At 47.2% G+C, this 25,397-nt stretch carries 24 protein-coding genes and 1 riboswitch; of the genes, 3 read left to right on the top strand and 21 right to left on the bottom strand.

What is annotated here, in order from left to right; genetic code table 11:
* Positions 1 to 175: 175 nt before the first annotated feature.
* The 15 genes from purH to AC07KQ_RS08760 all read right to left on the bottom strand — a co-directional run bounded on the left by purH (position 176) and on the right by AC07KQ_RS08760 (position 15,313).
* Positions 176 to 1,699, bottom strand: a complete 1,524-nt coding sequence (gene purH / locus AC07KQ_RS08690) for a bifunctional phosphoribosylaminoimidazolecarboxamide formyltransferase/IMP cyclohydrolase (RefSeq protein ID WP_016387961.1) — start codon at positions 1,697 to 1,699, stop codon at positions 176 to 178.
* The gene (gene purN, locus AC07KQ_RS08695; protein WP_013245826.1) at positions 1,700 to 2,269 is read right to left on the bottom strand and encodes a phosphoribosylglycinamide formyltransferase; all 570 of its coding nucleotides are present in this window, start codon (positions 2,267 to 2,269) and stop codon (positions 1,700 to 1,702) included.
* On the bottom strand, positions 2,266 to 3,276 hold the full coding sequence (purM, locus tag AC07KQ_RS08700; RefSeq protein ID WP_480156540.1) for a phosphoribosylformylglycinamidine cyclo-ligase: 1,011 nt from the start codon (positions 3,274 to 3,276) through the stop codon (positions 2,266 to 2,268). The genes purN and purM overlap by 4 nt, the downstream gene beginning before the upstream one ends.
* Positions 3,273 to 4,727, bottom strand: a complete 1,455-nt coding sequence (gene purF / locus AC07KQ_RS08705; protein WP_003602651.1) for an amidophosphoribosyltransferase — start codon at positions 4,725 to 4,727, stop codon at positions 3,273 to 3,275. The genes purM and purF overlap by 4 nt, the downstream gene beginning before the upstream one ends.
* Entirely contained in the window at positions 4,703 to 6,919 is a 2,217-nt protein-coding gene (purL, locus tag AC07KQ_RS08710; RefSeq protein WP_480156541.1) for a phosphoribosylformylglycinamidine synthase subunit PurL, read from the bottom strand. The genes purF and purL overlap by 25 nt, the downstream gene beginning before the upstream one ends.
* Entirely contained in the window at positions 6,906 to 7,592 is a 687-nt protein-coding gene (gene purQ, locus AC07KQ_RS08715) for a phosphoribosylformylglycinamidine synthase subunit PurQ (protein WP_480156542.1), read from the bottom strand. Before purQ ends, purL begins: the two co-directional genes overlap by 14 nt.
* A complete protein-coding gene (gene purS / locus AC07KQ_RS08720) occupies positions 7,589 to 7,849 on the bottom strand; it encodes a phosphoribosylformylglycinamidine synthase subunit PurS (RefSeq protein WP_016374077.1) in 261 nt (86 codons plus the stop codon). The genes purQ and purS overlap by 4 nt, the downstream gene beginning before the upstream one ends.
* A complete protein-coding gene (purC, locus tag AC07KQ_RS08725) occupies positions 7,842 to 8,570 on the bottom strand; it encodes a phosphoribosylaminoimidazolesuccinocarboxamide synthase (protein WP_016384390.1) in 729 nt (242 codons plus the stop codon). The genes purS and purC overlap by 8 nt, the downstream gene beginning before the upstream one ends.
* On the bottom strand, positions 8,564 to 9,679 hold the full coding sequence (gene purK, locus AC07KQ_RS08730; RefSeq protein WP_045624580.1) for a 5-(carboxyamino)imidazole ribonucleotide synthase: 1,116 nt from the start codon (positions 9,677 to 9,679) through the stop codon (positions 8,564 to 8,566). The genes purC and purK overlap by 7 nt, the downstream gene beginning before the upstream one ends.
* Positions 9,676 to 10,161, bottom strand: coding sequence for a 5-(carboxyamino)imidazole ribonucleotide mutase (gene purE / locus AC07KQ_RS08735; protein ID WP_003565990.1), 486 nt, complete (start codon positions 10,159 to 10,161; stop codon positions 9,676 to 9,678). Before purE ends, purK begins: the two co-directional genes overlap by 4 nt.
* A 285-nt stretch (positions 10,162 to 10,446) precedes the next feature.
* The gene (thiT, locus tag AC07KQ_RS08740; RefSeq protein ID WP_003576020.1) at positions 10,447 to 11,052 is read right to left on the bottom strand and encodes an energy-coupled thiamine transporter ThiT; all 606 of its coding nucleotides are present in this window, start codon (positions 11,050 to 11,052) and stop codon (positions 10,447 to 10,449) included.
* A gap of 42 nt (positions 11,053 to 11,094) precedes the next feature.
* Positions 11,095 to 11,192: riboswitch (TPP riboswitch) on the bottom strand.
* Positions 11,193 to 11,273: 81 nt separating this feature from the next.
* Complete coding sequence (locus tag AC07KQ_RS08745; RefSeq protein ID WP_003565997.1) at positions 11,274 to 12,686, bottom strand: sugar porter family MFS transporter; 1,413 nt, start codon at positions 12,684 to 12,686, stop codon at positions 11,274 to 11,276.
* Between the two features lie 298 nt (positions 12,687 to 12,984).
* A complete protein-coding gene (ptsP, locus tag AC07KQ_RS08750; RefSeq protein WP_003565999.1) occupies positions 12,985 to 14,712 on the bottom strand; it encodes a phosphoenolpyruvate--protein phosphotransferase in 1,728 nt (575 codons plus the stop codon).
* Positions 14,712 to 14,978, bottom strand: a complete 267-nt coding sequence (locus AC07KQ_RS08755; RefSeq protein WP_003566007.1) for a phosphocarrier protein HPr — start codon at positions 14,976 to 14,978, stop codon at positions 14,712 to 14,714. Before AC07KQ_RS08755 ends, ptsP begins: the two co-directional genes overlap by 1 nt.
* Positions 14,979 to 15,121: 143 nt before the next feature.
* On the bottom strand, positions 15,122 to 15,313 hold the full coding sequence (locus AC07KQ_RS08760) for a hypothetical protein (RefSeq protein ID WP_003566008.1): 192 nt from the start codon (positions 15,311 to 15,313) through the stop codon (positions 15,122 to 15,124).
* 219 nt (positions 15,314 to 15,532) lie between these two features.
* On the opposite strand from AC07KQ_RS08760, the gene AC07KQ_RS08765 reads away from it, so the two are divergent.
* Positions 15,533 to 17,758 (top strand): ATP-dependent Clp protease ATP-binding subunit, encoded by a 2,226-nt coding sequence (locus AC07KQ_RS08765; RefSeq protein WP_003566010.1) that lies wholly within the window; start codon positions 15,533 to 15,535, stop codon positions 17,756 to 17,758.
* 120 nt (positions 17,759 to 17,878) lie between these two features.
* Positions 17,879 to 18,172 (top strand): DUF1827 family protein, encoded by a 294-nt coding sequence (locus AC07KQ_RS08770; protein WP_003570563.1) that lies wholly within the window; start codon positions 17,879 to 17,881, stop codon positions 18,170 to 18,172.
* A gap of 138 nt (positions 18,173 to 18,310) precedes the next feature.
* On the opposite strand, the gene AC07KQ_RS08775 is transcribed toward AC07KQ_RS08770, so the two are convergent.
* The 3 genes from AC07KQ_RS08775 to AC07KQ_RS08785 all read right to left on the bottom strand — a co-directional run bounded on the left by AC07KQ_RS08775 (position 18,311) and on the right by AC07KQ_RS08785 (position 22,551).
* Positions 18,311 to 19,885: a peptide chain release factor 3 gene (locus tag AC07KQ_RS08775; protein WP_480156543.1), complete on the bottom strand. Its 1,575-nt coding sequence runs from the start codon at positions 19,883 to 19,885 to the stop codon at positions 18,311 to 18,313.
* A 65-nt stretch (positions 19,886 to 19,950) separates the two neighbouring features.
* A complete protein-coding gene (locus AC07KQ_RS08780; protein WP_480156544.1) occupies positions 19,951 to 21,297 on the bottom strand; it encodes a hemolysin family protein in 1,347 nt (448 codons plus the stop codon).
* Positions 21,298 to 21,372: 75 nt separating this feature from the next.
* Positions 21,373 to 22,551: an AI-2E family transporter gene (locus tag AC07KQ_RS08785; RefSeq protein ID WP_142500322.1), complete on the bottom strand. Its 1,179-nt coding sequence runs from the start codon at positions 22,549 to 22,551 to the stop codon at positions 21,373 to 21,375.
* 76 nt (positions 22,552 to 22,627) lie between these two features.
* Here AC07KQ_RS08785 and AC07KQ_RS08790 point away from each other — a divergent pair, with 76 nt between their 5' ends.
* Entirely contained in the window at positions 22,628 to 23,062 is a 435-nt protein-coding gene (locus tag AC07KQ_RS08790; RefSeq protein ID WP_003566021.1) for a GNAT family N-acetyltransferase, read from the top strand.
* A 138-nt stretch (positions 23,063 to 23,200) separates the two neighbouring features.
* Here the strand turns inward: AC07KQ_RS08790 and AC07KQ_RS08795 are convergent, their stop codons facing one another.
* From AC07KQ_RS08795 to recX, 3 genes are all read right to left on the bottom strand, one after another.
* Positions 23,201 to 23,719 (bottom strand): hypothetical protein, encoded by a 519-nt coding sequence (locus tag AC07KQ_RS08795; protein WP_003566023.1) that lies wholly within the window; start codon positions 23,717 to 23,719, stop codon positions 23,201 to 23,203.
* A gap of 27 nt (positions 23,720 to 23,746) precedes the next feature.
* Complete coding sequence (gene ntdP / locus AC07KQ_RS08800) at positions 23,747 to 24,283, bottom strand: nucleoside tri-diphosphate phosphatase (protein ID WP_003566025.1); 537 nt, start codon at positions 24,281 to 24,283, stop codon at positions 23,747 to 23,749.
* A 249-nt stretch (positions 24,284 to 24,532) separates the two neighbouring features.
* Positions 24,533 to 25,327 (bottom strand): recombination regulator RecX, encoded by a 795-nt coding sequence (recX, locus tag AC07KQ_RS08805; protein ID WP_173959205.1) that lies wholly within the window; start codon positions 25,325 to 25,327, stop codon positions 24,533 to 24,535.
* Positions 25,328 to 25,397: the final 70 nt, after the last annotated feature.

Raw genomic sequence — 25,397 nt, forward strand, 5'->3', positions numbered from 1 at the left:
CTTTTTAAACGCGTCTGTCTTTTTTCTTAAACACGCCTGTTTTTCTCTTAAACGCGTTCTCAGGCGCAGAAACCTGCACATAAGGGCCTTGAGGTGAACTGGCCAAAACCCAGCCAGTTCACCTCAAGGCCACTTATGCTCCGGTTTCTAAACGCGCCTGTTCACGCTCTTCTTTTTAATGTCTAAAATGACGGACACCAGTTGTCACCATCGCAATACCGTACTGGTTAGCCTTTTCTATAGAATCTTTGTCCCGAATACTGCCGCCTGGTTGGATGATGGCTTTGATATCATGCTTAGCCGCGTAATCAACGCAGTCGTCCATTGGGAAGAAGGCATCACTGGCCATGACGGCGCCAGCAAAGTTGTCGTTTTGTTGGGCCTGGGTGAGGGCTAACTCAACCGAACCAATCCGATTCATTTGTCCTGCCCCAATGCCTAACGTCTGATCAGCTTGGGCGACAACGATCGCATTACTCTTCACGTGTTTGACGACGGTTTGCGCAAAAGCAAGTGCCTTGAGCTGCTCGTCTGTGGGTTTCACCGTTGTCACAACAGTCATATCGGCCGGTGTTTCTGTCTGATTGTCCCGCGTTTGAATCAGTAACCCGCCATAAATTACTGTCGTCTCTGTTCCTAATTCAGCCGGCGTATCAGCTGTATTGATTGTAAGCAGCCGGACGTTTTTCTTTTTGGCCAACACAGCATAAGCATCATCATCAAATGCCGGTGCCATAATGATTTCAAGAAAAAGTTTGTGCATTTTTTCGGCAGTTGCTAGATCTACAGGCCGATTCAAGGCGATGATGCCACCAAAAATCGACATCGGATCAGCAGCATAGGCTTTGTCCCAAGCGCCTTCAATGGTTTTTCCAAGACCAATGCCACAAGGATTCATATGTTTGACAGCCACAACCGCTGGCTCGGAAAATTCACGAAGCATCGCTAACGCAGCATCAGCATCTTTGATGTTGTTATAGGACAGTTCTTTACCGTGCAACTGCTTGGCAGCGGCAAGGCTAGTTGGATTCGGATCAGGTTCAACGTAAAACGCTGCTTGCTGATGGCTATTTTCACCATAGCGCAAATCTTGGCGCTTTGTGTAAGTCGGTGTGAAGTGCTCGGGAAATGGCTCAGGATCAAGATAATGCACAATTTGAGCATCATAAGCCGCTGTAATGGCAAAGACCTTAGCAGCCAGCTTTTGACGCAGATGAGCATCGTCTTGGTCAAGGCCGGTTAAAACAGCCTCGTAATCGGCCGGATCAACGACTGCCCAGACACTGTCGCTATTTTTAGCTGCTGCACGTAAGGCAGAAGGTCCACCGATATCGATTTGTTCGATAGCTTCTGCCCTTGTAACATCTGGGCGTTTGATTGTGGCGGCAAACGGATAGAGATTGACACAAACCAAATCGACCGGTTGAATATCGTGGTTAGCTAATGCCTCCATATGGTCTGGATCATCGCGACGTGCAAGAATGCCAGCATGAATCTTTGGATGCAGTGTCTTCACCCGACCATCGAGCATCTCGGGAAAACCAGTCACCTCTTCAACGCTGGTCACCGCAATACCGGCCGCAGCCAGTTCGCGATGCGTGCCGCCGGTTGAGACTAATTCAAATCCTCGATCAATCAAACCTTTGGCAAAAGAGATCAAACCTGTTTTATCCGAAACACTTAACAATGCACGCTTCACTTAAATCGCTCCTTCTTGAATGAGGTTCTTCACAGTTGCAGGGAAAATTTGATGTTCTTGGCGATGGATCGCCTGCTCAAGCTCGGCTAAGCTCATACCATCAGTGATATTGACTGGCACTTGGGCGATAATCTCGCCGGTGTCAATGCCAGCATCCACAAAATGCACCGTGACGCCGGTGACTTTCACCCCGTAGTCGAAAGCATCCTGAATACCTTGGCGCCCTGGAAAACTAGGTAGTAAAGCTGGATGCAAGTTGATGATTTTTTTAGGGAATGCCCTTAAAAGGGTTGGCCCGATGATACGCATGTAACCGGCCAAAATCAAGGCAGATACTGGCGGTAACTGTTCTAAGATGGCCGTCTCTGCCGCCGTTTTATTAGGATAGCTTTTAAAATCAACTACGATCGTCAAAATGTTGCGCGCGGCAGCCTTTTGAATCACCGGCGCCTGTGATTGATCACAAACCAGTGCGGCGATGCGATAGCCGCTATCTGGTTGATCAGCGGCATTTGCCAACGCCTCAAAGTTGGTGCCATAACCAGATGCAAAAACAGCTAGATCTTTCATCGACGACTCACCTGCCAGTGCAGCTTTTCGACAGGATCTTCGCCAACCGTGCCAATCACTTTACTACTAGGAATCGCGTCTTGAACAAGACTAACCGCTTGTTCTGGCACGACAAGGATCATGCCAATTCCAAGATTGAAGGTACTACGCATCGTTGTTTCACTTAAATGTCCGGCATGTTGCAAACGATCGAACAACTCTGGCCGTTGCCATGCTAGCGGATCAATGTTTGCTACCAAACCGTCAGGGATCACCCGCGGCAAGTTTTCAGTGATGCCGCCGCCGGTAATGTGGGCAGCCGCGTGAATCAATCCTTGCTGCATGAGCGGCAACACCTGCTTCACATAAATCCGAGTTGGCCGCATCAGCGCATTCAGCATTTCCGATCCGTCATCAAGCGATTGACTGCCTAAGTCGGTTTCTGCCAGCAGCTTACGCACCAGTGAATAACCATTGCTATGCACACCTGAACTTGGCAGACCAATCAAAACATCGCCAGCCGCCACTTTTTGCGGCAGGCGTTTTGAAGCGGAAACCAAACCAACTGCGAAACCGGCCAAGTCGTAATGATGTTGTGGGTACATGTCGGGCATTTCCGCTGTTTCGCCACCAATTAATGCCATCTGAGCCTGCTGACACCCATAAGCAATTCCGCGAACAACGGCTTCAGTGCGGTCAACATCCAAATGATCCACCGCCATATAATCAAGGAAAAAAAGTGGCTGGGCGCCTGACGCCAATAAATCGTTCGCAACCATGGCGACTAAATCAATTCCAACAGTTTCATGCGCATCGCATTGCAATGCCAACAGCAACTTGGTGCCAACGCCATCCGTGGCGCTGATCAAGGTTGGCTCCGAAATCTCCGGCAACCGATAAGCCGCGGCAAACCCGCCAACACTAGCTAAAACATTGGCATTCGTTGTTTCTTTTGCCAACGCCGCGATTCGTTTAACAGCTGCTTCGCCAGCTTCAATGTCCACGCCGGCGTCTTTATAATCAGTCATGCACTAACCTCCGCAACATTGACTTTGAGGGATGCCACTTCCTTATCCAAGGCAAAGGCATAATCATCTAACGGTGCTGGATACTGGCCGGTGAAATAAGCGACACACAAACCGCCATTAGGTGCCGTGGCCGATAAGCCGACACTCTCTTCCAGCCCTTGGGTTGAAAGGAATCCAAGCGACTCGACTGCTAAAAGATCCCGCATTTCAGCAACGCTATGATTCGCAGCAAAAAGTTCGCTGGTCGTCTGAAAATCAATCCCGTAAAAACAAGGAAAACGCAACGGTGGGCTGGCAATACGTAAATGAACCTCCGCTGCACCAGCCTCTTTCAACAACTTCACGATTTGTTTGGAAGTCGTTCCACGAACAATCGAATCATCGACTAAAACAATTCGCTTGCCGGCAACAACTGGTTTGATCACACTGAGCTTCATTTTGACGCTTTTTTCCCGCAATGCTTGTGTCGGTTGGATAAAGGTTCGCGCCACATACTGACTTTTCATTAAACCCATCTCATAAGGGATTCCACTGGCCTTCGCGTAACCAATGGCAGCAGACAGCGATGAATTCGGCACGCCGACGACAATATCCGCTTCCGCCGGTTGTTCTTTTGCTAACCGTTCACCCATCCGTACACGGGCCTGATGGACATTAATGCCGTGAATATCCGAATCTGGGCGGGCAAAGTAGATGTATTCCATCGAACAAACGGCTAATTGGGTATTCGTGGTGAAATGATCAATGTGCAAACCAGCATCATCAATTGTGATTAATTCCCCTGGCTGGACATCACGGACGAATTCAGCGCCAACCGCGTCCAAAGCCGCTGTTTCGCTGCACACAATATAGCCGCCATCTGACAACACCCCGACAACCATCGGCCGAAAGCCATGCGGATCAACTGCGGCATATAAACCATGTTCCGTCAGTAAGACAAACGCAAAACCACCATGAACTTCATTTAAAGCGGTCTTCAACTGTGTCAGCCAAGGCTGGCCAACTTGCCGTCGGATTAAATGCATCAAAACTTCCGTATCGGAGGTGGACTGAAAAATTGCGCCTTGATCTTCCAACTGCCGCCGCAAACTGATCGCATTGGTCAGATTGCCATTATGCGCCAAGGCAATGGCTTCATCCGAAAACCGGAAAAGCAACGGCTGAATATTTTCCAGCACGCGTCCCCCTGCTGTCGAGTAGCGCACGTGGCCCAAGGCGGCGCGTCCGATTAATGGCGTCAATTGATCGGTATTCGTGAAAACTTCGCTCAGTAACCCCAACCCATAATGCCGCCGCATCCCGTCTTTGGTCAGCCCAACAATACCGGCGCCTTCTTGACCGCGGTGCTGTAGTGTGTGTAACCCAAGATGCGTGATGCTGGCGGCATTAGGATTACCCCAAACACCGAAAACCCCGCATTCTTCATTTAAGCCTTTTGGTTCATGTGGCATGGGAGCGCCTCCTCGAATGCTGTCTGTAGCTGTTGCAACGATGCAGAAAAATGTTGATTAACGGTTGTGACTTCAAATTCTGGTGCGGCCTGAACTCGACCAATCAATTGGGCCGGACCATGCAATGCTTCAAATGCCGCCTGATTTTCAGGGGCCACGGTGAGCAAGAAGCGGCCTTGCGTCTCGGAAAATCCCCAAGCAGTTGGCAATGTGACGTTAATCTGGGCGCCAAGTTGGGCATCAAACCCCATCTCTGCCAAGGCGACCAACAACCCACCATCGCTTAAATCGTGCGCTGCAGTAATTAGATGCTCGCGAATGGCCTTCAAAACAAAGTGCTGATGCTGCTTTTCAGCCTCTAAATCAAAATCGAACAGCTTGCCAGTGACTTCTCCTGTTTGCAGCTTCTGCAGTTCGCTGCCGTTAAAATCACCATGAGTCTCCCCCACCAGATAAATCAGATCATCTGCTTGCTTGAAAGCCGCCGTGGTGATCGTGCTCAAATCCTCAATCAAACCAACCATGCCAATCATTGGGGTTGGATAGATCGCCTCACCATTCGTTTCGTTATACAGCGACACATTTCCTGAAATAACTGGGGCGTTAAAGGCTTTGGTAGCCGCAATGATTCCCTTCGCCGCCTCAGCCAGTTCGTAGAAGGCCTCAGGCTTAGTCGGGTCGCCAAAATTGAGACAATCGGTGATTCCAAGCGGTTCCGCCCCGCTAGCAACCAAATTGCGCGCAGCTTCAGCCACACTCATTGCCGCACCCACCTGCGGATCAAGATACAAGTAGCGGCCCTTACTATCGGTGGTCATCGCCAGTGCTCGGTGAGTACCGCGAATCCGAATCACGGCTGCATCACTGCCTGGCAAGACGACGGTATTAGTTTGCACCTGCGCATCGTAACGCTTGTACAAAGATGACTTGTCAGCAATCGTCGGCATCGCCATCATGTCCGTCCATATTTGCACCGGATCAGTGATGATAGGGTCAAAATCCGCAGCCGGTTGGACCAGTCGTTTTGGCATTTTCCCTTGTTGATGATAAATCGGCGCATCATCGGTCAACGAACTCACAGGCACATCGCAAACCAATTTGCCATGGTGATAAAGCTGATACTGATGACCAGCAATCACATGACCAACAATCGCCGCATCCAAATCATAATCAGCGAAAACAGCCAAAACTTCTTGCTCAAAGCCGGCCCGAACGCACAGCAGCATCCGTTCCTGAGACTCAGACAACATAATTTCAAACGGCGTCATTTCGGTCTCACGCTGCGGAATCAGGTCGAGATCTAACACCATCCCGCTGTTAGCCTTACCAGCCATCTCCACGCTTGACGATACCAATCCAGCTGCACCCATATCTTGAATACCAACAAGCGCCTCCTGATGATGCCCGGTAATTTCGAGACAAGCATCCATCAACAGCTTTTCCATGAAGGGATCGCCAACTTGAACCGCCGAGCGATCGGCTGCTTCTTCGTCAGAAAAATCCCCAGAAGCAAAGCTCGCACCGTTAATACCATCACGCCCTGTTTTGGCCCCGACATAAATCAAAGCATTGCCAACACCAGCAGCTTTACCTTTTTGAATTTGATCTTTGTCCATGATGCCAACGCACATGGCATTGACCAGCGGATTTCGGGTATAGCTCCCGTCAAAGTTTGTTTCGCCGCCAACTGTCGGAATGCCAATTGCATTGCCATAACCGCCAATCCCCGCGACAATCCGATCAACCAAATGTTGGGTATGTGGCTGTTCAATGTCGCCAAAAGCTAGCGAGTCCAACATCGCAACCGGCTTGGCACCAATTGAGAAAATGTCGCGGATAATGCCGCCCACACCTGTTGCTGCGCCTTCATAAGGTTCAACTGCCGAGGGATGATTATGACTTTCGGCTTTGAAGACCACTGCTTTGCCTTCGCCGATATCAATCACGCCAGCACCTTCACCTGGCCCCATTAACACGCGCTCATTTTTGGTCCAAAATTGGCGTAACACCGGCTTGCTATATTTGTAAGCGCAGTGTTCGCTCCACATACCGCTAGCTAACCCGATCTCGGTATCGTTTGGCTGATGGCCGATTAGTTCTGCAAAACGATCATATTCAGCCTCTGTCAGCCCAAGGTCTAAATAAGGTTTCTGGGTTGCAATAGCCTCGGGGCTCATCTCAACGTGCACCACGTACATCGGCTCCTTCCGTTTGGTTAATCAGCGATTGGAATACGCCCAAGCCATCCGTACCGCCCAGCAGTGCTTCAACAGCCCGTTCCGGATGGGGCATCATGCCTAACACATTACCAGTCTCATTGGTCACACCGGCAATATCGTGCATGCTGCCATTAGGGTTATTTGCATAACGGAAAACCACTTGGCCATTAGTTTCTAGAGCCGCCAACGTTTCCGGATCTGCGTAATAATTGCCTTCACCATGAGCAATCGGTAATGTCAAATGGTCCCCAACTTGGTATTGATTTGAAAACGCCGTCCCAGCATTTTCTACCGTCAATGCAACCGGTTCACAGATGAAGTTCAAGTCGCGATTCCATTGCAAGGCGCCGGGAAGCAAACCGGCTTCGGTCAAAATCTGGAAACCGTTGCAAATGCCAATGACATAGCCGCCAGCCGCAGCAAACTGCTTTAGGGCAGCCATCACTGGTGAAAAGCGTGCAATCGCACCACTGCGTAAGTAATCACCATAGGAAAAACCGCCTGGCACCATCACAACATCATAAGCAGTCAATTCGGTTTGAGTTGGCTTGATCAAGTCACACTCGGCTCCGGCAATGTCACGCACCGCCCATTGCAAATCAAGATCACAGTTCGAGCCCGGAAAAGAAATCACAGCCGCTTTCATGCGTTAACCTCCGCCATCGGTTCTAGCTCAAAGCGATAAGTTTCCATGTTGACGTTAGCCAGTAATTGGTCGCAGATCGTATTGACTTGCTTGCGAACGTCCGCTTCGCTGCCTGCTAACGTTAATTCAAAGTACTTGCCATACAATACATCTTCAACATTGTGATAAGCCATTCGTCCCAAAGCAGTTTTAATGACCTCGGCTTTGGGATCCAGCACGGAAGGTTTGTAGGTTACGTAAATTTTAGCTTTAAACATGAGCAGCTCCTTTTTCTTGCAGGCGTGAAAGGACTTCTTCATAAACCGGGGTCAATGGTCCACGGTTTTGTCGGAAAACATCTTTATCGAGCGATGCCCCGGTTTGTTGATCAACTAAGCGAAAATTATCCGGAGACAATTCATCAGCGAGTACCAAAGTGCCATCCTTGAGCGTGCCGTATTCGAGTTTGAAATCAACTAAGGTGATCCCAATCGCCGCAAACCGTTGCGTCAAATAAGTATTGATGCGATCAGTTAAAGCGCGCACTTGCTTGAGTTGTTCAGGCGTAGCTTCGTGCAAGGCGAAAATTTGGGCTTCATTCATGAACGGGTCGCCAAGTTCATCAGACTTGTAATAGTATTCGTGGATTGGCGGGTCGAGCTTCATCATCGGCTTAACATTGAACTTGGTGACAAAATGACCGGATGCATAATTACGCACAACTACTTCAAGCGGCAACATCGCGGCTTTTTTGACGATCATCGTCGTGCTGTCCGGCGAATCAAGATAATGCGTTGGTATACCGGCAGCTGTCAATTCCTTAAATAGCAACGTCGAAATCGCTCGATTTAATTCGCCTTTGTGCGCGATCTGGGCTTTTTTCTCGCCATTTAATGCTGTGGCTTGATTGGTGTATGCCATCCACAACACATCAGGATCATCGGTTGCATAAACCTGCTTTGCCTTGCCGGTATACAGTAATGTTGTTTTGTTCACCATGCTGCCTCCATTTGTTTAAGTATGTCCAACACATTACGATCATCAGTTACCGTAAGATGACCCATTTTGCGACCGGGGCGAATCTCGGCTTTACCATAATCATGCATGTGCCATTCAGGATGCTGAGGCCATTTCTGCTTGGCAATGGTTAAATCGTCGCCGAGCAGGTTGCGCATAACCGCTGGCTGCTTCAATGTAATCGGCGGTATCGGTAAGCCACAAATACTCAAAATATGTGCATCGAATTGTGAAAAGTTGCATGCCTCAATCGAGTAGTGTCCGGAATTGTGCGGACGCGGAGCCAACTCATTGGCCACCACATTGTCCCCTTCGATAAAGAGCTCAACGCCCAACACACCACGAAGATCCAGGCCAAGCGAAATTTTAGTCGCGAGATCATCAATCTTTTTGGCTAACACCGGCGAAATGTTCGGTGCAGGCGCAAGCGTGAGATGCAAAACATGGTGCTGATGGCGATTCTCAACGATCGGAAAAACCCGCACTTGATCGCGGCCATCACGTGTCATCATAACGGAGACTTCACGATCAAATTGCTGCCGTTTTTCGAGAATGCAAGGACCATGCGTCAAAAGTTCGCGGGCGGCGGGAAAATCATCTGGTGTATTGATATCTTGCTGACCATGGCCATCATAACCGCCAGTGGTCGTCTTCAGGATGCTTGGCAAGCCGATGGTCGCGACTGCTTGTGCCAACTCAGCGGCACGGTTGACAGCGGCAAAAGGCGTCACCGGTACCCCATGTGTCTTTAAAAAAGTCTTTTCCTTGATCCGATCGCGGGTTGTCGCCAAAATGGCGGTGCCTTGAGGAATCCGCGTCTCGCTGCGAACCGCCTCCAACGCGGCTAAGTCAACGTTTTCAAACTCATACGTCAGCACATCTGACGCATCAGCCAGTTGCTTTAAGGCGGCTTGATCGTTATAAGGCGCAGTGATTTGAAAATCCGCTACCTGACCGGCTGGCGAATTGGGTGTCGGCTCTAAAATACCGACGCGATAACCCATCGACTTGGCGCTTTGTGTCAGCATGCGTCCCAACTGACCGCCGCCAATGATGCCAATTGTTGCTGGGGACGTCACTACATCAATCATTGAAGCGCGGCCTCGCTTTCTTTGGCACGCTTAGTTTGAGCATCGCGAAAAGCTTGCAGTCGGTCAGCCAGTTCTGAATCGTTCAGCGCTAAAATAGCGGCAGCGAACAACGCCGCATTGACAGCTCCGGCATCACCGATGGCCATCGTGCCAACCGGGACCCCGCCAGGCATTTGCACGATTGACAGGAGACTATCAACCCCATTTAATGTTCGTGTTTTGATGGGAACCCCGATAACTGGCAGCAATGTATTAGCGGCGAGCATTCCAGGTAAATGAGCAGCGCCGCCTGCACCCGCGATAATTGCACCAAACCCCAGTGCCACTGCCTGTTTACCAAAATCCGCCAGCTCGTCTGGCATCCGATGAGCCGAAATAACCCGCTTCTCATAAGGAATAGCCAATGACGTTAACTGAGCCGTCACTTGCTGCATGGTCGGCCAATCAGAGGTTGACCCCATGACCACTGCTACTTTTTGCATCTCGTTCCCCGCTTTCTTTAAGATGTTTTGAGAATAGCACGTCAGCGCGACAGATTCAATAAAAATGAGAACAATTCTCAATGTTATATTAATAATCGTTCGTGTTTCTCTTTTAAAATCTTAACCAGTCAGCTTTTCAATGTCTGAAATCACATCTGTGTTGCTAATATTCCTTTTGACAACTTATTGCAGTCGCCATCGCCAAAGGCTGCTACTCGCGCACAAAAAAACGCACATCACAGAGCGATGTGCGTTCATCAGATATGCGTTGTTGAAGTCTTAAACTTAGGCAGCCTTAGTTGAAAATGATTTGCCGTCCTTAGCAACAAAGAGTTGCGGGGCAACGGTTAGCAATACACCAACAACAACAATTGTTAAGACGGTGCTGAATAACGCTGATCCGCCATTGACGATCAACGAGTATACCCAGACATTCGTTCCTTTAGGCGCATACGCACCCCAGAAAACAACGCCAGCGATGAAATGGATAAAGTATTTAGCAAATGTGCCGATAATAATACCAGCAAAGGCATAGCCGCTCGCCTTCACTTTTTCACTACCGCGCACTGCCTTTTGGAAAGATGCAAACGTCAACCCCATTAAACCGACCAAGGTAAACGCAATCGGATATTCAAGAATACCTTGTAAAGGATTCAAGACACTGCCACCGCCAATACCACGCAAAATCAGATCCAAAATCCCCCAGACAAAGCCTGCCCATGCTGCAGGAACTAACCCACGCCGCATAGCCAAAACAGCAATTGGAATCAGACCATAATTCAGTTCAATTGCCGAAACACCCGTGGTATGTGGAATATAAGTCAATGCCATCGCAAAAGCTGCAATGATCGCAGTTTCCAAAATGACAACAAGTTGCTTGTGCTGTTGCATAAAAAAAGCCTCCTAGTGAGTCCCCGTTCACAAAGAAGGTCGCTTCCGACCATTCACAAATCCCTACGCTCGCATTAACGAACAGGTTCGAAGGGTCCGGGTTTCCCCGTTCTCAGCCAATGGCTCCCCTTTGTGAAGGTTCATCGAATTGTTGATACACCTTTATGGTATCAAACTTTTTGTAAAGCGCAACTTTTTGGTCTTGAACAAATGGCTTGTCATTAATGATTTAAGCGGGCTTTCTCCTCTCGGTGCAAAGTTTCGAGGGAGCGTCCAGCCGTTTCCGGCACAAAAATCAGAACGAAAAGCAATGAAATCAAATTTGTCCCGATGAAGCAAACGAATGTCCAGAACATGCCTATTTGGGCCAGACCAATCGGGAACAGAACGCCAACACCAAAGTTAGCTAACCACAAGCAGAAGGTTGCAGCGCCCATCCCTATGCCCCGAACCTGTTCAGGGAAGATTTCAGACATCAGCAGCCAAGTCATTGGACTGATAGCGCCTTGGAAGAACGCCAAGAACAGCATCATCATCCCGATTGTTGCAAATGCCCGGAATGGCGAACCCGCTGGTAGTCGACTAGCGAAAGTGACACCAGTAATCGCCACGGTTGAGCCAATCAATCCCACAATCAGCATTGGCCGCCGCGGAACATGCTTCAACAATTGCAACGTCACAATCGTTGCAGCAACGGCAGTAACCCCATTGGCAATGTTGGCGATCAAGGCGCTATCTCGCCCAAAACCCGTCATTTGTAAAATTGAGGTGCCATAATACATCATGACATTGATACCAGCAATTTGCTGAATGACGCCTAGGCCGATGCCAATCAGAACCAGTCGGCGAATCCATTTGGTTTTCAATGCTCGAACACTCGCCTGCTTATGTTTAGCATCTTCGGCAAGATTCTGTTTCAAATGGTCAATCTCTGCTGGCACTTCAGCAGCAGATCGCAACACTTCCAAACTTGAACGTGCTGCTGCCGGCCGTCCTTTCATCATTAACCAACGAGGAGATTCCGGAACAAAATAAGTCCCGATACCTAAGATAATTGCCGGAATGACTGCCAATACAATCATCCAGCGCCAGATACCCGGAACGTTACCAAAAGTGGTTCCTAAAAAGGCATTGAGAACAAAAGCAAGTAACTGGCCAGTCACGACCATCAGCTCATTTTGTGTGACTAACCGTCCACGATGACTCGTTGGGGCAATCTCTGCTAAAAAGCTCGGAACCAGCACAGAGACGCCACCAACGGCTAATCCAAGGATCAGCCGTGCGCCAATCAGCCAGCCAGCACTCGGGGAAAGTGACGAGGCTACCGTTGCCAGAAAAAATAAGCCCGCTAACATGGTGATGAGCCGCCTGCGCCCATAGCGATCACTTAAACGACCGACTAAGATGGCACCAAAAGCAGCACCCAGCGTCAAACTACTGGTGACCCAACCCTGTGATCCAGGGGCAAGTTTCAGTTCCGAAGAAATAAAAGGCAATGCGCCATTGATCACCCCAGTGTCATAGCCAAAAAGCAGGCCACCCATCGTTGAAATCAAAGCTACTAGCCGCAACCGTGTCTTCGCACTCGCAAGGTGACCGGTAAATCGATGATTGTGTGTTTTTGATTGATACATGCAATTCCCCCTACAAGTCCAAATGAACCACCGCTCACAGTGCCATACCATGAATCAGTAACTCAATTTTTAGTTTACATAATAACCTTAACACTTTTCTGAAAAGTCTGCAGTCAGTCACTGTTCAGATGCCGACAAATAGTCGCGCAATTACCTTTTTGCATGGCAAAGTTAAAGTCCCGTTTTCGAGCGGGTTTCAGAAAAATCAATGCTAGCGAGCCCGATCAAAATCAAATTTTGGTCAAAAAAAGAAGCCGTCAACTTATTCAGTCAATAGCCTCTTTCTGATAATGAAAGTTTATTTCTGACCAGTTGTTTTCTTAACCAGATCAGCGTTTTCATCATTAGTGATATTTTGGTTCAAAGCAATTTCGTCCATCTTAGCCATATCAGCTGTCGAAAGCTTCTTCATCAAGCTGCGGACTTTAAGGACAGAAGTTGCGGACATTGAGTATTCGTCAAGACCCATACCAAGCAACAGTGGTACCATGATTGGATCACCAGCAGCTTCGCCACACATACCGGCCCACTTGCCTTCCTTATGTGCCGAATCAATCACATGCTTGATTAGGCGAAGGATGGATGGGTTGTATGGCTGATACAGGTAGGAAACATGCTCGTTCCCACGATCAGCGGCCATAGAGTACTGGATCAAGTCATTTGTACCAATGGAGAAGAAGTCAACATACTTAGCAAACTGATCAGCCAAAACTGCAGCTGCAGGAATTTCGATCATAATGCCAAGTTGGATATCATCAGATACTTTGACGCCATCCTTGACTAACTTATCTTTTTCTTCAGTGAAAATCTGCTTTGCTTGCTTGAATTCAGCAATGGTAGCAATCATAGGGAACATGATCCGCAGATTGCCAAAGGCAGATGCACGCAACAAAGCGCGCAACTGTGTCCGGAAGATATCTTGGCGATCAAGACTGATCCGAATCGCACGATAACCTAAGAATGGGTTCTGTTCTTCAGGAAGCGGCAAATATGGCAGATGTTTATCCCCACCAATATCCATCGTCCGAACAACAACAGGCTTCGGACTCATCGTTTCGACAACCTTCTTGTAGGCCTCGAATTGATCGTCTTCAGTCGGTAATTCAGCAGAATCCATGTACAAGAACTCTGTCCGATACAAACCGATACCTTCAGCACCGTTTGCCAGCACACCATCAAGATCCTTTGGCGTGCCAATGTTGGCAGCAACATCAAAGTGTTTACCATCAGCTGTGATTGATTTGGCCGTCTTCAAAAGAGCCCATTCAGCTTTTTGCTTAGCAAATGCTTCAGCATCCTGCTTGAACTTAGCTACTTCATCATCGGTCGGATCAACAACAACTTCACCAGTTAAGCCATCAACGGAAATAAGATCACCGTTATTAGCCTTCTTGGTAATGTCATCTGTCCCAACAACAGCCGGGATTTCCAACGAACGTGCCATAATCGCACTGTGCGCAGTCCGACCGCCAATATCCGTGACAAATGCTTTGACATACTTCTTATTCAATTGTGCGGTATCCGAAGGGGTCAGGTCATGCGCAACCACAACGACTTCTTCATCAATTAATGCTGGATTTGGCAAATTGCGACCGAGCAAGTGTGCCATGATCCGCTTTGTCACGTCGCGGACATCAGCCGCACGTTCCTGCATATATGGATTGTCGGTCATACCTTCGAATGTCTTAATAAAGAATTCGGAGACTTCTTTCAAAGCCTGCTCAGCATTGACTTTTTCATCCTTGATCTTAGTCTCTACCTGACCAGTAAAGTCAGGATCAGCCAAAATCATCATGTGCGCATCAAAAACCTGAGCCTCTTCTTCGCCAAGCGATTCAGCGGCCTTTGCTCGAATAACCTTTAACTCATCATTACTTTGATCAAGTGACTGCTTCAGGCGATCGATTTCCTTTGAAGGATCATCAACCGTCTTTTTTTGGAATGACAAATCAGGTTGAACCAGTAAATAGGCCTTCGCTGTGGCGATCCCATCACTAGCAGCGATTCCCTTCAAATGTTCAGCCATTATTCAGCCAAGCCTTCCTTTTTCATTGTGTCTGTAATAGCAGCGATAGCATCAGCCTCGTCTGCACCTTCAGCAGAAATGGTAACATCGGCACCTTGGCCAACACCCAAACTCATGACGCCCATGATAGACTTCAAGTTAACGCTCTTACCCTTGTATTCCAAGTTGATATCTGAGTTGAACTTGCTTGCTGCCTGTACCAACAAGGTTGCCGGACGTGCGTGGATCCCGGTTTCTGCAATAATATTAAATTCGCGTTTTTCCATGACTGATCTGCTCCTTCGTATTAACTAGATTTCTAGTTTTTTTCCGAATAGTTTGTGTGCGCATTCGTACCCAAAACAATTCATGTAAACCTTACCATTTTTTGAAGCTTGTCACAAGCGCCACATCAGATTTGGCGCCTATATTAACGAGAATCAACTGATCGATAATGGTATTCAATGACACCATCACGTTTAGCCATTCCCACGATCTCTTCACGATCAGGATAATTCGTCCATGCCGCGCGAAACGCCATGAACGTTTCTGGCGTCACCGTGATTTTGTCCCGCTGACCAGTCTTTAACTCATCTATTAAAGCGACGTAATCCTGAGTCATCTATTTGCCTCACCTCACCTAATAAGAGTAGCATAAAAGCTGGTAAGGAAAAAGCGCAAGTGCTTGCTGTCACTGAAATTTTTGCAACTTTTTAGCACTCTTGGTGGCAGAGTGCTTGCATTCCAGAAATGTGGGTGTATACTATTGCCATAGGTCAAGAAAGGTCAAACCTTTTTTGACTGCACGTGGCACCTAAACAGATAGGAAGGTTGTGACAAAATGCTGTGTGAAAACTGTCATAAGAATCCAGCCACTATTCATCTTTCAACCGTTGTTAATGGCACTCGACAGGAAATTAATCTCTGCCAAAACTGTTATCAATTACTCAAGAACCAAGCAGGAGGAAATATGAGACCAACTGATGCAACCGATCCATTTGGTTTCGGCAGCTTAGATGATATTTTCCGTGCGATGAATCAGGGAATGGATCAACCGCAACAACCAAATGCTCAGACCCCGCCAACTCAGGCAGGCCGTGGCGGCAATGGTAATAACGGCCGCAATGGCAACCGTGGCAAGGGACTGCTGGGACAATTCGGCGTTGATCTGACTGAACAAGCACGGAATGGTCAAATTGATCCGGTCATTGGTCGTGACAAAGAAATTTCACGGGTGATCGAGATCTTAAACCGCCGAACAAAAAATAATCCAGTCCTGATTGGTGAAGCCGGTGTCGGCAAGACTGCTGTTGTTGAGGGCTTGGCATTGAAGATCGCTAATGGCGATGTTCCGTCAAAACTTCAAGATCGGCATGTCATCCGACTCGATGTCGTTTCACTAGTTCAAGGAACTGGCATTCGCGGTCAATTCGAACAACGTATGCAACAATTGATTGACGAACTTAAAAAGAATAAGAACATTATCTTATTTATTGATGAAATCCATGAAATCGTCGGCGCTGGCAATGCTGAAGGCGGTATGGATGCCGGCAATGTTCTGAAACCAGCATTAGCACGTGGCGAGTTGCAGCTCGTTGGTGCCACTACTAGCAATGAATATCGTCAAATTGAAAAAGATTCAGCCCTTGCTCGTCGTCTGCAACCAGTCCTCGTTGAGGAGCCTACTGTAGAAGAGACGATTAAGATTCTAAAAGGCCTGCAGCCGCGGTATCAAGATTTTCATCATGTTAAATATACGGATGCCGCTATTGAAGCAGCTGCAACTTTGAGCAATCGTTACATTCAAGATCGTTTCTTGCCTGACAAAGCGATTGACCTTCTGGATGAATCAGGTTCCCGGAAGAATCTGACCATTGCCACTGTCGATCCAGAAACGATCAAGACCAAGATTGACGACGCCGAGAAGCAAAAGCAAGCTGCTCTTAAGCAGGAGGATTACGAAAAAGCTGCCTTCTATCGTGACCAAGTTACTAAGTTAGAAGATATGGCTAAGAAACAGTCTAATCTGCCTGAAAATGAAATTCCGACTGTCACCGAAAAAGATATGGAACAGATTGTTGAAGAAAAAACCAACATTCCAGTTGGTGAACTGAAGGCGCAGGAGCAAGCACAGCTGAAGAATCTGGCTGGCGACCTTGAAAAGCATGTCATTGGTCAGAATGAAGCAGTTGATAAAGTTGCTCGCGCTATCCGTCGTAACCGGATCGGCTTTAACAAGTCCGGTCGGCCGATTGGGTCCTTCCTATTCGTCGGCCCAACAGGTGTCGGCAAAACTGAACTGGCTAAACAGCTTGCCAAAGAGCTGTTTGGTTCTGAAGACGCCATGATCCGGTTTGATATGTCGGAGTACATGGAGAAATTCAGTGTCTCTAAGCTTATCGGGTCACCGCCAGGCTATGTCGGCTATGAGGAAGCCGGTCAATTAACTGAAAAAGTTCGCCGAAATCCTTATAGCCTCATCTTGTTAGATGAAATTGAAAAAGCCCATCCAGATGTGATGAATATGTTCTTGCAGATCTTGGATGACGGCCGATTGACTGATTCTCAAGGCCGTACCGTTTCCTTCAAGGACACGATCATTATCATGACATCCAATGCTGGCTCAACCGATGCCGAAGCAAACGTTGGTTTTGGCGCAGCTTTAAGCGGTAAGACGCACAGTGTGCTGGATCAGCTTGGTAATTACTTCAAGCCTGAATTCCTGAACCGTTTTGATGACATCGTTGAATTCAAGTCATTGTCTAAAGACGACTTGTTGAAGATTGTGTCACTGATGATTCAAGATACCAACAATAACATCAAGGATCAGGGCTTGACGATTCATGTTACCGATCCGGTTAAGGAAAAGCTGGTTAATCTCGGTTACAATCCTGCCATGGGAGCTCGGCCGCTGCGTCGAGTCATTCAGGAACAGATTGAAGACCGCGTTGCTGACTTCTACCTTGACCATCCAAAGGCTAAGGAACTTGAAGCCCGCATCAGTAATGGTGAGATTACGGTTGGTGAACCTGCCAAGGCTGAAACCACTCAAAAATCTAAAAAGTAATTTGTTTTAAGAAAGCCCTCGAACTTCATTGCGTTCGAGGGCTTTCAATTCACATATTATTATTTTCCGTTAAACTGTTTTATAATAAAAACAGTAGGGAGAGAAATGGAGGGCATGAGCATGCGACTGATTAACGTGACCAACAGTTTCAGAAATCTAGTAAGCCAACAATTGAGTGGTACCGATGCCCGGCTGGTCAAGGTCTTCTCACTTGGCCAAACGACAGTTGTTTATACGGAGGCACCTTCCCATATCGAACTTCTTTTCACCAATGAGCGCCGCAATATTCAGCGTGCGGAAATTGCTTTCACACTCGAACGGCTTTTGCAAAAGGACATTGGCGATGTTTCGCCGATTATGGGTCATCATCTGGCAGAAGTGACTGTTCCCAAGCTTGAGCGGCAAGCAGAGTAACCCGAAGAAGGATAGCGCCATGCTTGCCAATACCAATGAGATTTTTGCACATTGCTAGATTAATAAGCGCACACAAAAAGCGGCTGAGCGATGTCAGCCGCTTTTTGTGTGCCACAATACTCATACCCAAACACCCTATTACATTTTGGCAGTTAATTTAACGTCAGGATACTTGTCTGCAAACCAGCGTTCAGCGTATTGATTCTCAAATAGGAACAACGGGTCGCCGTGGATATCCTGAACCAATAAGTTCCGGGAACTGCTCATCTTTTCATCCAATTGATCTGGATTGATCCAGCGAGCCGTTCGCGAGCCAATCGGGGTCATAATCACTTCTGAATGATATTCATGCAGCATCCGGAATTGGAAAACTTCAAATTGAAGTTGCCCGACTGCTCCTAGAATATAATCATTCGTGTTATAGGTCTTGTAAAGCTGGACTGCCCCTTCCTGGACAAGCTGCTGCATCCCCTTATGAAATGATTTTTGCTTCATCACATTCTTCGGCGTAACGCGAACAAATAATTCAGGGGTGAACTGCGGTAATTTTTCAAATTGAATCGGTTCCTTGCCTTGATAAATGGTATCGCCAATTTGAAAATTACCGGTATCATACAACCCAACAATATCACCGGCAACCGCAGTTGAAACCGTTTCACGGGTGTCAGCCATAAATTCGGTTGAGTTATTCAGTCGCATCGTTTTGCCGGTTCGATGAAGGATGACATCCATCCCCCGTTCAAATTCACCTGAAACAATTCGGACAAAAGCGATGCGATCGCGATGAGCAGGGTTCATGTTTGCCTGAATCTTAAAGACAAATGCGGAAAACTCTGGGTTAGTCGGATTCACTTCCCCGCCTTGTTCTGTTTTCTTCGGTCCCGGTTCGGGTGCATATTGAACGAAGCTATTCAAAAATGTCTCAACGCCAAAGTTAGTCAACGCCGACCCGAAGAACACTGGTGTTTGCTCACCAGCCATGATCTTTTTCAAATTAAACTGGTTGCCCGCGTCATTCAATAATTCGATATCATCTAATGCTTGCGTATAAATCGAATCCTGCGTCAATGGTTGACTTGGATCAAGCTGACCTTGGTCATTCAACGGCAAAAATCGATCATTACCTTCACGCCGATAAAGCTCGATTCGCTGATTCACTCGATCGTAGAGACCCTTGAGTCCCTTACCCATACCAATCGGCCAGTTCATCGCATAGCCTTCGATACCCAGCAAGTCTTCAAGTTCAGCAATCAAATCCAATGGTTCGCGACCATCACGATCCAACTTATTCATGAATGTAAAAATCGGGATACCACGTTGTTTGACAACTTTGAACAGTTTCTTGGTCTGAGCTTCAATCCCCTTTGCCGAGTCGATGACCATGACTGCGGCATCAACCGCCATCAAGGTCCGATAGGTATCTTCAGAAAAATCTTCATGCCCAGGGGTGTCCAGAATATTAATGCGTTTGCCCTGATAATTGAATTGCATCACAGAGCTGGTAACCGAAATACCACGTTTCTTTTCGATTTCCATCCAGTCCGATTTCGCAAAATGTCCGGATTTTCGGCCTTTAACTGTTCCAGCCTCGCGGATCACGCCGCCAAACAATAAAAGCTGTTCCGTAATCGTTGTTTTCCCAGCATCTGGATGTGAAATAATCGCAAATGTGCGGCGTTTTGCGACTTCTTTTGCTAGTTCCTGTGGTTTCATCGTGCTTTCCTTCCAAAATTGACAAAATTTGCTAACAACGTTGCCTATTTACACAGACTGCATCGCTAGCTATCGGCCTCGTGGGAGGCTTCTTCTGGTTCTGGTTCTGATGATAGATGAACATGAACATTGACGAGTCGTGACCCTTCAACTTTGCCGGTCGCCAATAACACACCTGGTGCCAGCTGCATTTTTTCGCTGTGATGCGATGAAGGAATGGCACCGAGTTGCGTCAGAACATAACCCGCAATCGTGTCAACATCCGGTGCATCCAAATCAGTTTTAAACAAATCATTGAAGTCCGAAATCGGCATCCGCCCTGAGACAACGAAATCATGGTCCCCTTGTTTCGTGAACAATTTTTCAACCTGATCCGATTCGTCATCAATTTCACCGACGATTTCCTCAAGCAAGTCTTCAATGGTCACGATGCCGACAACGCCACCATATTCATCCAATAAGATCGCCATTTGTTGTTGCTTCACTTGCATTTCAGTCAACAAATCATCGACTGTAATGGTTTCGGGAACAAAAACCGGCGCGGTCATGACCGATTCGATTTTAACATGATCAAAGCCGACGCGGCGTGCTTCCTTTAGCAGATTCTTGATGTGAACAATGCCAACCACGTGATCTTTGTCTTCTTCATAAACCGGAATTCGTGAATAGATATTGTTCAAAATCGCGTCAATCGCCGTGTGATCAGGTTCTTGCGCATCAACCATAAAAGCATCCGTTCGCGACACCATGACCTCGCGCGCCATCGTATCGGACAACGATATAATTCCCTCAAACATTTGATACTCATCGGGATCAATCGCCCCAGAATTTCGACCGCTTTCGATCATGGAAACCATTTCGTCACGGGTCACGGTTTCCCCTTCATGATTGAATTCCATCGGCGTCAGTTTCATTAACAACTTGGTTGAAGCAGAAAGCAGCCAAACAAACGGACGCATCACTTTGGCTAGCCAACTGATCGGGGTCACACTCATTTTAGCAACCCGCTCTGTCATTTGTAACGCTACCTGTTTGGGATATAATTCGCCAAAAACCAACGAAAAATAAGACAAGATCAGCGTGACTAAGATGACCGCTGCCTCATGCGCAAATGACCAGCCGCCAAAAATTGGTGCAACCCGATCTGCCAGCGTTGTTGCGGCCGAAGCAGACGCAAAGAAACCGGCAAAAGTGATCCCGACTTGGATTGTTGCCAGAAAATTACTCGAATCCTTCATGATGGTCACAAGCTTGGCGGCCTTTCGATCGCCTTTATCCGCCTGCGCCTTCATACGAGTACGGGAACTTGAAACCACGGCAATCTCCGCCGCGGCAAATCCTGCATTGATTAAGGTCAAAATCACAATGAGGATCAATTGTCCCCATATCTGACCGTCTGGGTCACTGCCCATGCAAAAACACAACCTTTCGTAAAAAAAACGGGGAATCATCCCCGCTTCGTTCGATTATTTCAGTATACCAAGTCTTTATTTATTTTTCAATTGTGGATCGGCTTGATCCCTGATCTGATGAGCTTCTCCAGCATTTTCCTCATCACGGTCAGCATCCTCGTCATGCTTATGTTCCTGATGGAAACGATAAAGCTCGTATAAGTATGTCACAACTGTTTTGATGACAGCATATGTCGGTACAGCTAGAATGGTGCCTAACAATCCCCATAGATTGCCTGCAACCATCAGCAAAATAATGATGGTTAAAGGATGGATGTCCAGTGAGCGGCCGATCACATTCGGATAAATAAAATTACCATCTGTCATCTGGATAATGACGACAACGACGACAACGAGTAGCATCTTTGTCCATCCCTCAGTGGCAGCAATTGCCAAAGCTGGTGCAATACCAATATAGGGTCCCAAATACGGAATAATGGTAACGATCCCCGCAATAAAGCCTAAGAGATACGCATACGGCATGCCAATAATCAGATAACCAATAAAAGTAAAAGTGCCAACGAATAAACATTCAATGGCCTGCCCGCCAATATAGTGAGACAGTGTCGAGTTTAAACGCGTAAAAACAGTTGCAACCTCTTCGTGATACCGATGAGGCAACATCTTTTGAATACTTGGCACAAAGTTTTCACCGTCTTTGAGAAAGTAAAATAGCATCACCGGGATTGTAATGATACTGATCATCATGCTGGCTACTGATCCGATAACCGTTGGCAAGCCGGTGGAAAAGCCGCCCAGAACTTTGCTCAACACCTTGCTTGGCGAAATTTGAAGACTGGCAACATATTTGCCAATATTTAGCCGCTGATACCAAGTATAGTGTGACGCCTTACTAATGAATGACCGGACGCCTTTTAAGAAATCCGGAATATTCGTAACAAACTGAGTGACCTGATAGATCAAGTTTGGCAGTACGGCCATGAATACCAGAACCAAGGCACCGATGACCACCAAGAAAATCAATAAAATCGAAATATTGCGACTGATGTGGAACTTCTGCAATAATTTAACAATCGGATTGAAGAGATAGAACAAAAAACCAGCAGATAAAATCGGAATGAGTAGCGTTGAGAAAAAAGTCGCCACAGGTGCAAACAAGAACGAAACCTGCGTCAACCCGATGACCACAAAAATCAAAATCAGAATCTCAACGGACCAAAACATTAATTTTGAATGCCGTAACCTATCAAACATATTCGACCTCCCCAGCAGCATTTTACTAGTGCTATAATAGCAAACAATTTATTAAAACGGAAAGAAGGTTCAACTTTTGGAAGTCAAAACGACAACAACCCTCGATTCACAGATTCATCAAGACAGTGTCCAGATTCGCACCCACGTTTTCGTGGAAGAGCAACATGTGCCACCAGAGCTCGAAGTCGACGCCGATGAAGCAAAGGCGACCTATTTTGTCATTTACGATGCAGGTGTGCCTGTTGCTACGGCGCGCATTCTGCCTGAGGGCGACGCCTACCACGTTCAGCGTGTTGCAGTCGAAAAAGCCTATCGCAAGCATGGCCTTGGTAAGATGGTGTTTGAAGCAATCATGACTTATGCCCGCGCCCAGCAAATTCAAGCGCTACGCTTAGGTGCGCAAGTTCAGGCGATTGGCTTTTACAAAGCCCTCGGTTTTCAATTGACCGATCGCCCTGAATTTCTTGATGCCGGCATCCGCCACCGTGAAATGATACTCAAGCTGGCTTGACAATCATTCAAATTTATCAGCTTCACTTGATTAAACCATGAGTATGTGAGAAAAATGCGATCCCAACACGAAGATATTGGGATCGCATCAATTCAACAAGCAGGTTAATCCCCTGCTTGTTTTTGTTTTTCATGCATCTTACTCATACTCATCCACACCTTTTAACTGATGAGGATCAATATATAGACGATAAGCCACTTGATGAACCGCACCATTTTGAATCAGATAGCTTTCAAGATAATAAGGATGATCTGTTTGCCCGAGTCTTTCTGGCAAAGGATACCCTGCCTTTTCAATGAGTTGCAGACCCTTATTAAAGCTTGTTGCAAGTGGTAATTGTTTCAACAGCACACTTGTAGCTGGCTGCCTGACCTGACCAGCCGTTGCTTCAGGTAGGCGAAACGCTTCATAAGGTTTGGGAACCGCTGCATCAGCCGGTAACAAGCTGCCGATCCAATATAAAAAGGTGTCATATGGCGAAAAGACAACCATCGCCGATCGATTGGGTATCTCGGCTAAATCATCGAGCGTTTTAAACCCAAGTTGCGCCTCAAAGTCTTGCCACGCTGGTTGAAATGTACCAAGCTGATCACTGCTTTCGACGGTATAGGCATGACCCGCAAAAAGTTGAGCAGGTTGTTTTGGAATTTGTTTCATTTTTGCCTCCAAGTTTGACCGGTTGGGCTAGATCCGGTGCGCTAACTGAATGTAACGACGGTACCATAAATCGACATAGGCTTGTGAAAAGGGTCCTTTACCGTGGTTGATCCAATCGACAAGCACCTTCACATTAGCTTTTAAAATCCGATCAGTGGTTGCAGGATACTGCCAAAGTTTGCGATGGGCCTCGTATTCATCCACATCCAGCAGCCGTTTTTCACCATCGGCAAACACCTTGACGTCTAAGTCATAGTCAATATATTTTAAAGCTTCTTGATCCATTGTGTACGGAGTGGCCAGATTGCAGTAATACGACACGCCGCCTTCACGGATCATCGCAATCACATTGAACCAGTAATGCTTATGAAAGAAAATGATCGCCGGTTCCCGCGTCAGCCAACGGCGTCCGTCCGACTCCGTCACCAAGGTGTGATCATTGCACCCGATCAGGGCATCTTCACTGGTTTTCAAGACCATCGTGTCACGCCAGGTGCGATGCAGACTACCGTCATGTTTATAACTTTGAATAGCAAACGAGTCGCCTTCTTTAGGGATCCGCATACAAAACCCGCTTTCTTGGAAATTTCGTTCTTTATTATAGCAGAGCATGGACAGGCGCGCTTAGAAACTAGCAAGCGTGTGAAGCAACCCGATAAAAATCCGGTGTATAAGCCAACCTCATGTGTGATGGCCAGACTTTGTTCATTTGTGCCTGAGGTTGACTTATTGCAGCAGTGAACGCTTTTCAGCAAGAGTCGGTAGCTTACAAGGGCATGCAAAAGGATAGCTTGATCTTTCAAAAAAATACGATCAACTTTCCGCCAAGTCGTCTAGCACTTCATCAATAGCTTCCACATCAAAGCCTTTACGAAACAAAGTTGTTTTAACTTTTTGTTTGCGCTCTCGATCATCATATTTCGCTTTTAGACGCCATTGTTTGGCTGCCTCAAGCTTAAGCAAGTCGCTTTCTGCCTCAGGATCGGGTTGCGGGTCGATGGTTGCGATAGCTGTTTGGATAGTAGTGTCATCGAATCCCTTTTGCATTAAAGCGACTCTGAGACGTTGCAGTTGGTCTTTATAAGCGCGATGCTGGTGGTGCCGAAGATTCTTCTGACCAGCGCGAACAGCCGCATCTAGCCATGCTGTTGTTGGAATAGCAGCTAACTCATTGGCCAACAAGTCTGGCTTGAGGCCTTTTTGTTGTAGCTTATGTTGCAGCGTTCGCGGCCCAAGTTCACCCATTTTCAGATGCTCTTCAATGTAACGATGCGCATAATCTGCATCATCCAAAAAGCCCAGATCGGTCAGACGCGTCAGCACCTTTTGAATCACATCAGCCGGTAAGTCTTCTTTAGCTAGCCGATCACTGACCTCTTTGCTCGTGCGACTTTGGTGGCTAATGTAGGTCAGCCCGATCTCTAGTCCTATCGCGGTGACTTCACTGCTCTTGATTTGGGCAATGGTCTCTGCTGTCAATACCATTCCTTTGGCCAAGCGGTAATCCACCAGCGTGGTTTCACTCACCGGAAATGCGTAAGTCCCGTCAATAAAAATATTATAGCGCCCACGCCTTTTTTGGGCGGTTATCTTTGTAATTTCACTCATGAACCCTTGTCACCTCTCTAATCACGTTGCCATTCTATGTTATACTTTTTATAAATAAATTTGGAGGCTC

It is taken from the genome of Lacticaseibacillus sp. YLM2-1, assembly GCF_056583465.1.